The organism is Paenibacillus sp. sgz302191 (genome assembly GCF_057749925.1).
Genome location: NZ_JBYLHY010000022.1, coordinates 140,169 through 148,921 on the forward strand (window position 1 = coordinate 140,169; position 8,753 = coordinate 148,921).

General features: G+C 46.5%; 5 protein-coding genes. 3 read left to right on the top strand and 2 right to left on the bottom strand.

Annotated features, from left to right (window positions below; all coding sequences use genetic code 11):
• Positions 1-6 precede the first annotated feature (6 nt).
• From AC3G2T_RS26475 to AC3G2T_RS26485, 3 genes are read left to right on the top strand one after another with little or no spacing between them, the layout of a single operon-like run.
• A complete protein-coding gene (locus AC3G2T_RS26475; RefSeq protein ID WP_488437458.1) occupies positions 7-1,803 on the top strand; it encodes a sensor histidine kinase in 1,797 nt (598 codons plus the stop codon).
• On the top strand, positions 1,800-3,149 hold the full coding sequence (locus tag AC3G2T_RS26480; protein WP_488437459.1) for an extracellular solute-binding protein: 1,350 nt from the start codon (positions 1,800-1,802) through the stop codon (positions 3,147-3,149). The genes AC3G2T_RS26475 and AC3G2T_RS26480 overlap by 4 nt, the downstream gene beginning before the upstream one ends.
• Positions 3,146-3,907: a response regulator transcription factor gene (locus tag AC3G2T_RS26485; protein ID WP_488437460.1), complete on the top strand. Its 762-nt coding sequence runs from the start codon at positions 3,146-3,148 to the stop codon at positions 3,905-3,907. The genes AC3G2T_RS26480 and AC3G2T_RS26485 overlap by 4 nt, the downstream gene beginning before the upstream one ends.
• 461 nt (positions 3,908-4,368) lie before the next feature.
• Here the strand turns inward: AC3G2T_RS26485 and AC3G2T_RS26490 are convergent, their stop codons facing one another.
• Both AC3G2T_RS26490 and AC3G2T_RS26495 read right to left on the bottom strand, forming a co-directional pair.
• Entirely contained in the window at positions 4,369-5,862 is a 1,494-nt protein-coding gene (locus AC3G2T_RS26490; RefSeq protein WP_488437461.1) for an alpha/beta fold hydrolase, read from the bottom strand.
• A gap of 14 nt (positions 5,863-5,876) precedes the next feature.
• The gene (locus tag AC3G2T_RS26495) at positions 5,877-8,450 is read right to left on the bottom strand and encodes a diadenylate cyclase (RefSeq protein ID WP_488437462.1); all 2,574 of its coding nucleotides are present in this window, start codon (positions 8,448-8,450) and stop codon (positions 5,877-5,879) included.
• Between the last annotated feature and the right edge of the window lie 303 nt (positions 8,451-8,753).

Here is an 8,753-nt window from a genome sequence, read left to right on the forward strand (position 1 = left end):
CAGCGATTGAGACAGGTTCAGAAGCCGATTTCCATACGCAGGATGCTGCTCTCCGTTTTTTTGCTGCTCATGGTGCTTCCCCTTATTGTTGTGGCGTCCATAACGTACAAAAAGGAAAATGACAGCTTCCAAAGCCGGGTCAGCCAGTTGATCCTGCAGACGGCGGAGCAAACGGAGCGGAGTCTTGACAACAATCTTGCCGAAATCGACCGTCTTACCTGGTCGCTCGTTTACCGGAAGCCGCTGGATTTTATGGACGGACCGTTGGACTCCGGCTACCAATTGTTAGAGGCGAACCGTAAATTCAAGGAATACGTCTACTCCGATTTATTCAGGGGCAGGCTCGATCATATTCGCGATATTTATTTCATTACGAAGGACCGGCACATTCTGTCTACGGACAATACGTTTCAAACGTTCGATCAGCTCGAAATGATCAACTTCAACGTCATGATCAAAGAAATCAACGAAGATCCGCTCAAAATGAAATGGTTCGGCCAGCAGCGCGAACTGTATCGCTCGAAAAACAGCTACCCCTCGGCCGTACGGCCTTCCGTTACCGCTGTCAGGAAAGTGATTAACAACAATACCGGCGAGTTGAGCGGGTATTTGGCCATACGAATGAACGACCGCTTCTTCGGGGACTTGCTGGACAATGTGCAGGTCAGTCAAATGGGAGCGCTCCTGCTTACGGAAAAGAACGGCACCATCATTTACGCGCAAAATAAGGCGATTGTCCGGGACGCCGATTTCAGCGCCATGATCGGCGCGCTTCCTGCGGAGGGAAGCGGGCTGACGACTGTGGAAAACAAGTGGCTGATCGCTTACGCCAATTTGCCGTCGAGCGGATGGAGGCTTTCGGCTGTCGTCCCGACTAACGATATTTTTCGCCCGAATGTATATATGCTGCAATTTCTTTCCGTCATTTCCATTACCGGCATTGTGATTCTGGGTGTCGTCTCGGTGCTGCTGGCTACCGCCATATCGAAGCCGGTCATCGATTTGGCGCAGGTGATGTCGGAAAGATCCATCGATGATATTTATGTAAGCGATACGAGCAACCGTATTCTCGAAATCGGCGTGCTGCAAAACAATTTCAACCGGCTTATGAGCCGGATTCAGCAGTTGATGAAGGAGAACGAGAAGGAGCAGAAAGAGAAGCGCGAGGCGCTGCTGCATGCGTTGCAGATGCAGATCCATCCCCACTTTCTTTACAATACGCTGGATACGATCTACTGGATGTCCAAAAAGCATCAGGCGGAGCCGATCAGCAAGCTGGTTTCGGCTTTGGGGAAATTTTTCCGGCATACTTTGAACGCAGGGCAGGAATGGACGACACTGCAAAAGGAATTTGAGCATGTGGACAATTATTTGAACATCCAAACGTTCCGCTACCGAGACCGGTTCGACTACGAATTGATGTTGGACCCGGCTATAAGCGGAAGCGTTATCATGCCGTTGGTGCTGCAGCCGCTCGTCGAGAACGCCTTGGAACACGGCATCGCCAAAAACGAGGCGAAAGGACGAATCCGGTTGAACGGCGTTCCCGCGGAGGGCGGTATCCGAATCGACGTATACAATACGGCGGCAGGGGCCGATATCGGGAGGATGAACCGCATTTTGCAGGAGGAAGCCGGCCATGGCCACGTAGGGCTGCGCAATGTGCAGCAAAGAATCAAATTCGCGTTCGGCGATCCGTACGGGCTTTCTTTTCACTCGGATGAGACGGGAACGACGGTGAGTGTCTTGATCCCGTTCCGGCCGGAACATGCGCACTTGGCCGGCAGGAGGGATTCCGAATGAACCGTCTGACATACAGCAGAATACTGGCGCTCTCCGTAGCTTTGATTGTTCTGTGGGTGATCAGCAGCATTGCCATACTGGAGATGGACGTGTCGGAAGGGGAGGCGGGCCATACGCCTCCTGCCGTCATCAAGGTGTTGATACGGACCGGCACGGAGGGCGAAGCGGTTCGGAAGCTGGCGGAGCTGTACGAAGAGCGAACGAATACCCGCATCGAATGCATCGAAATCGGGCGGGACGGCTATTTTACGGCGCTGGGCACCCAGCTTTTTGCCGGTTCCGACACTTTTGACGTCGTCGCGATGCCGAACACTTCGATCGCCCAATTCGCTTCCGTTAAAGCGATACTGCCGCTCGATTTTTTCATTTACGACAGAGAGATGACGAATCGCAATCAGTTCGATATCAGCGATTTTTTGAGCATTTATACGTACAGAGGGTTTATTTACGGACTTCCGATCGATCTCAGCACGCACTTCCTGTATTACCGCAGCGACCTGATTCCGAAGCCTCCCGAAACGTGGGAAGAGATGCTGGAGACGGCCAAGTCGTTCTCCAGGAACCGGAATTCCGCTTCGCCGACCGTTTGGGGACTTGGCATGCCTGGAGCGGCCCCGGAGGAGCGGACCAAAATATTCACGACCCTGCTGCGCTCGTTCGGAGGCGACACGCTGCGCGAGAGGGATGAGGAAGTTTTGTTCGATACGAAAGATTCGATCCAGGCCGGCGCCTACATGGGCAAAATCATTCAGGAATGGATCGTCCCGCGCGATATGCTGACCTGGGACTCAGCGAGAACCCGGGAGGCGCTGCTGAACGGCGAGATTGCGATGGCGGCGCCCTTTTGGAATGACGTGTATGCGTCGATGAAGGAGAGCGGGAATCCGCTTGCGAGCAAGATTGCCATCGCGCTAATTCCCGGCGAGCGGGCATCGGACGGGTCCGTGCACAGATCCGCTTTTCAGCAAAGCTGGATGCTGTCGGTCAACGCCCATTCGAAACATCCGAAAGAGGCGTGGAAATTCGTGGAGTTCGCCACAGGCAAACAAGGCGGCTTGGTCAACGCATCCTTGGGCGGCGTACCCGCCCGGCGTTCTATCCTCAACGACCCAGCTTTTCAAGGTGTCCGTTCGGATTTTTCGCTGCTTTTGAAAAGTATGGAATCCGCTCAAAAAGAACCGTCGGCAGCCTATTACGCCTCCCTGGTCGAGCTTGAGGAAGAAGCGATAGCTAAAGTCGTTTCCGGCTATGCGACACCTGAACAGGCTTTTCGCGATGCGGCTGAAGGGATGCGGCAAATAGCGGCGAAGGCGAACATTCGCAATCAAAAGGAGGACCTGCGATGAAAGGCTTATCCTACAGCGCCATTATTGTTGACGATGAAGCGTGGATTCGGGAAGGTTTGAGCGAGCATATCGGCTGGAGCGGACTGGATATCGATTTAAAGGGAGTATTCGCGGACGGACATGAAGCTCTTCGTTTTATGAAGGCGCAGCCTGTCGATATCGTTTTGTCGGATATCCGCATGCCTGCTATAAGCGGACTGGAACTGATCAGCAGGCTCAGAGAACAGGAGAAAAGCAGGGACGAACAGGCCAAGGTCATCTTTCTGAGCGGGTACGACGATTTTAAATATGCGCAGGAAGCGATCCGGCTCGGAGCGTTCGATTATTTGCTGAAGCCTACGGAAGTCGAGGAGATCGAAGTTGTGCTGCGCAAAGCGGTCCTGATCTGCGGCAAGCCCGAACATGCGCCCGAACCGGCGCCCCTGGTTGAGGAGTCCATGTCATATTTGATCAAAAAAGCCGTCTGTTTGATTGGCGAGCGCTTCTCCGAAGATTTGCAGCTGTCGCAAATCGCAGCGGCGCTGTATGTGACACCGAACTATTTGAGCCGGTTGTTCCGGACGGAGACCGGGAAGGTGTTCAGCGACTATTTGTCGGAGCTCCGTATGGAGAAGGCCATCGCGCTGCTGAAGGAAGGGGAGCTCAAAATCTACCAAATCGGCGCAGCCGTCGGTTATCCCAACCCCCGCTATTTCAGCGAATGGTTTCATAAAAATGCCGGCATGACGCCGGGAGAGTACCGGAAGAGGAACGGTTGAGGGGAGGGGGAACAATGCGGCCGTTAGCCGCTGCGCGTACCGAAAAAAGAGACATGAATCCAGGTAGCCGGGGGAAACCTGCACTTTAGGATAGTTATCTACTCGGCAACGCGGAGAAAACCTGCAAAACCCCCATGACGTCGTGGACGTTACCCCACAGAATGAAAATAATAAGGTCTACTGCGTTCTCTTTTCGTATAAAGTGCAGCTTTTCTCGGCGTTGATGCCCTGGCAGCGAAACATTCATGAAAAAACTGCAAAAGTGCAGTTTTTTGCTCGTGGATACGCCGGCAACGCGAAATTCCTGCAAATGTGCAGGTTTTTCATCGAATACACGGGCTCAGGCCGGTTGTGATCGAAAATTCCTGCACAATCGCAGGCTTTTCGCCAAAATGAGCCACTTTCGCGTAAAAAGCCTGCACAATCGCAGGCTTTTTCGAAAAACGGGGTGCTTCCTTTGCCTATATCACACAAGCAGGAGCGTATCCAGGATTCATAAAATCATATACTTGTATGGGGCCAACAACCGTCAAATAATGTCCAACAAAAACAGCTACACCAAATGGACAGTTTAGGTATAAATCAATTTTTTCAATACCCTGTTGTTTTAATCCATCCACTGCGGCTTTAACTTCAACTGCATATGAGACTGCCTGCTCCGCACCGCTTATACTCCGCTGACCCGCCCCAGATAGAGGAGTCAAATTGATTAGAAGCTCATATTGAACATCCGTTTGTATCAAATGAGCAATAACTGTCTTTTCAATATCGTTACTGACACTGAGTACCACAATAGCACGTTTGCCGCCGGAATTGTTTCCCATCGTTCGTTTTGTATTCACTTCATACGAAGGATCACGTCTCAATGAGGACCATATTTGCCCCCCTTGCGCTACTTCGATCACCGCACCTCTTGCCTGAGAAAATCTACTGCCGATGAGAATTCCTCCAGGCAAGCAAAGACTAGCATACACCCGTACGCATCCTTTCGTAGCAGCTCGATTCTGAGACCAATAATCAGCGGCTTCTCCTAACGCCTTTCCCATAATACTCCATTCGGATGTTGAAGGCAGTTTCCTTGGAGATGCATATACATCGAAATATTCAGTCCAATTCAACTCAATCTGTGGCTGGACTTCATATTGTTGTTTGTCATATCCATGTATATGAAAAATCATTGCTTTAGAACTTGTAGTTCGATATTCTAGATGCTTCTGCAAGAAATCACGGATTGTCTTATAAACTGTGCTGCTGCTATCAACCTTGCATATGCTCGAATGTCCCTCATCGACAGCAACTACTTCTGCGCCTAAATATAACGGAGTAGAGGATGCATTCGCTACTACCCGATCACGCTCCCCGCGCAACGCAATCTGTGAGATTTTGTGCCTTAAATTTTCTGGGAGAGCCTCCGTCCCGCCTCTATAAGCATATTTGTTCCAGTTCCCTTCAAGCAGGGCAAGTTGTGGATTTTTCCGACGCAATGATTTTATTTGCCTATTAGCCAACCATTTTGGAAATAACTCAGCCAATCCAGACCCATGAAAAGGAACCGATAAGTAAACAGCGCCTTTTACAGTTTTTAGATTGATATCATCAAATGTCTCGTATCGGTTCACAATATACTGCTGTACCACTAACCCGCCCATACTGTGTGCTACAAATACAATATCCTTCCCAGGCAAATCGACCTGAATATCCGAGTGCAATAGTTCTGCCACTGTCTTGAAATCATATTGCCAAGGCTTCAAGCCGGTACGATAGCCATAACTGTAAAATTCCGCTTCTCTTAATGCTGGATCTTGTTCCAGTAATTCAATTAGTGTTTGAGATTGGGAATCTTTTCGCCAAGTATCGTAAGGGCTGCCCCCTATGCCATGTACAAAGATAACCGCGAATCGGCTATCTGTACGTCCGGTCCCTACTTTTATGAGTTGTGCTTTCTCTGTACCCATTGCTTCTCCTCAAATTATTCATCTTCTGGCAGCTGTTGATTAATACCATACTGCTCTAAAGCAGCAGCTACTTCAGGGTTTTCTTCGGCCAGTTTAATCCCGTATTCCTCTAACAACTTTTTGAGACCTTCGCTATCATGCTTATCATTCTTCTTTTCCGAATAAGTGGCGAGGGCATGTAAAAATAAGGAGACGTTCTTTTTGATAAGTTTCTCTATCGACTTGAGAGTTTCTTCCTCTGATAATTCCATTTCGGAACTTATGTAGTCATCAAGAGCTTCGTGTAAATTCCCCATATCTTCGTGTAGATACCCACGATTTCGATAGAGTATATATTTATTACCCCTTCTAATTTCTATTGCTTTTGTATAGTCAAGTAAAGCGTTGTTGAAATTAACCGTCTTCATCTTTTTGTCAGATAGTCTCCCAATTCCATGTAAGGCAATGGCACGTTGATTATAATCGTTAAAATAAATCTCAGAATCGTCTGCCATTTTCAATATTATCCCAATTTGTTCCACAATATCTCTGAAAGCTTGCAGTTTACTGTCTGCAGAAATTCCATCACTCTGGCCGTGTCTAAGAAAAGAAGTTGCAAGAGCGCGATTATATTCCAAAATAAAACGACCACACGTCTTCAAGCCTTTGTCATAATAATATGCTGCTTTGAGAAAATGATTTTTCTTGAAAAATGTTTCTGCTATTTTAAAATAATGGTGATGGTCTATAGTGGTTTCGCTTTCAACTTTTTGTAGGCGGCTATCGTAGTCTTGAAGGGTTTCTTCACTAAGTTCATCATTACCTTTAATATCGCTTATCATTGCTCTCACCAACTGACGTACAACAGCTTCGTTTACCTGCTCTGGGATCAGATTGACCATGCCGTCCTCCGAAATGATGGCGATGACGCACCCTTTTTTATCTGATTTCAACTTTTCAAGATAACGGTGTGCCGAATGAAACCTAGCTCCTCGACTTGCGTCTCCCAGATTCGCTTGCGCCAGTCCATCCAAAATCACACCAATAGCGTGACAAGCGCCCGTTGTGTCAAAATAAATCGCACCGTCAATGGAGGTGAGATGTTTAATGAATGCCGGGCTAATTTCAGTAGGAAGGATCGGGGTAGACTGTTTTCGCAGCTTTTGCAATTCACTTTCCGCAGTTATGTCATCCGTAATTACAACCATAGTTCCGCTTTGTTGCTCAGTTGCCTTCTGAATGATAAGCCGGAGCTTTTCAATCTCCTTTTCAGTGATAGGGCGAATAGCTTCCTTAAATTGAGCTTTCATAGTGCGTTCAAAAAGCTCAGGCGTAAAGCCCCCGGAACCAATTCCCGGATGTTTAAAAGAAATACTGATTAATTTGCGAGATACAATTTCTAAGTTCATGGTCATTTTGAATATTTTTGCTTCTTCTTCTGCCACAACACGAGCGTCCGTATCTTCCTTCTTCTCCGTTGTGACAAGAAGAAGATCATATCTGGATATTCCCTTAAACTCCACTTTGAACAATAGATTATTCCCAAGCTGGCCCCAATCTATTTCACCCACACCATAGATGGCTGTATCATCGGCAATCAAGTACAAATCTCTCTCATTGTTCGTAAGCTCAAGTAATTTTCTAATTCGCCGGGCATCTTCTAAATGAATAGGTTGATGATTTTGAAACCTGATTGAATATTTAACAAGCTTGCTATCTTCCAGCATGCTAGTATTGAGGAGCAGCATACATCCAAACGGATTCTCGCCTTCATACGTCCTTGTAGAAATTCCATCAATTTTTTCAAGCAAGTTGTTAATATAATACTGATTTCTTTCCGTTTCTGTTAATTCACTATCTGTACTGGAAACATTGTCTAGATTAACTCCATTTATGATAAAGTCTTGTATTTTGCCGAAAAATAAGCGGGCCATCCGCTGGAGGAACTGACTACTGTTCTCTTTGTACTTGATTTCAATTTCAATATCCTCGGTATCCTTATTAATAAATAACAATTCCTGATCGCTCAAAACTTTATAATAGTCCTTGAAATAATAATCCAGGATCATTCTAAGGAAAGATAACTGTGGTCTTTCAAGATAAATATATCGTGTTACCGAATCTGTATACTCGATTGACAGGATGTATTTAATAGTAGAATGTTTATCATCTATTTCAAGCTCAAAACTGTTGGAGTAGTAAATATTCCATTCATTTGTTTCTTGTATAAGTTGGTACTCCTCATTGATTTCTATTGCGGCTCGATCCTCACTGACATTGGACTCAGATAAATGACCTATCGGACGCAAACTGGATTTAAAACTTGTCGTGTCAAGTTGAATAAGGAATTGCTTTAAATCTGTATCTGGATCCTCATGGACTAAACCCAGTTTTTTTAAAACCTCCGCTGGGCCGTTTAGTTCTTCTTGAATGATTTCGATTTCTTGACCATCACTTAAAACACTTTTAACTCGAACTGTTTTATTACAATCCTGATTCTCGTCTAAAACGATAGCATATAGCTTTAAATCTAGCCTATCATCAAGTTTCTGCAAGATCCGTTCCAAATTTTCGTATACTTTCTTATTTATGTATTCAAATACCTCCAAGGAAAACAAGGCCCCTTTCTAAGAGCATCATATCAAATCCCGAAAGAACCATCTCTTTTATTCAAATTGGATTGTAATATTTACCAAACAATAATACCATAATATGCCGCTTTATTCCTGTTTTTTTATATGAAAGTAGGTGAAAGGTAACAACCATCATAATCTTGTTCTACCGGCTAGTACATCATCAGTCTTTAAATTGTGGATAAAGACGTTTTAATTTGATCCGGGCGTCAGAGGTAGTAAACTGCCAATCGACTCCCTTTTGACTCGAGTTGCGACCTTGCTCCCAGGCAGACAGCT

Excerpts from the sequence above, each read along its gene's own strand:
- AC3G2T_RS26485 (WP_488437460.1), top strand. The coding sequence starts at position 3,146 with ATGAAAGGCTTATCCTACAGCGCCATTATTGTTGACGATGAAGCGTGG.
- AC3G2T_RS26480 (WP_488437459.1), top strand. The coding sequence starts at position 1,800 with ATGAACCGTCTGACATACAGCAGAATACTGGCGCTCTCCGTAGCTTTG.
- AC3G2T_RS26490 (WP_488437461.1), bottom strand. The coding sequence starts at position 5,862 with ATGGGTACAGAGAAAGCACAACTCATAAAAGTAGGGACCGGACGTACA.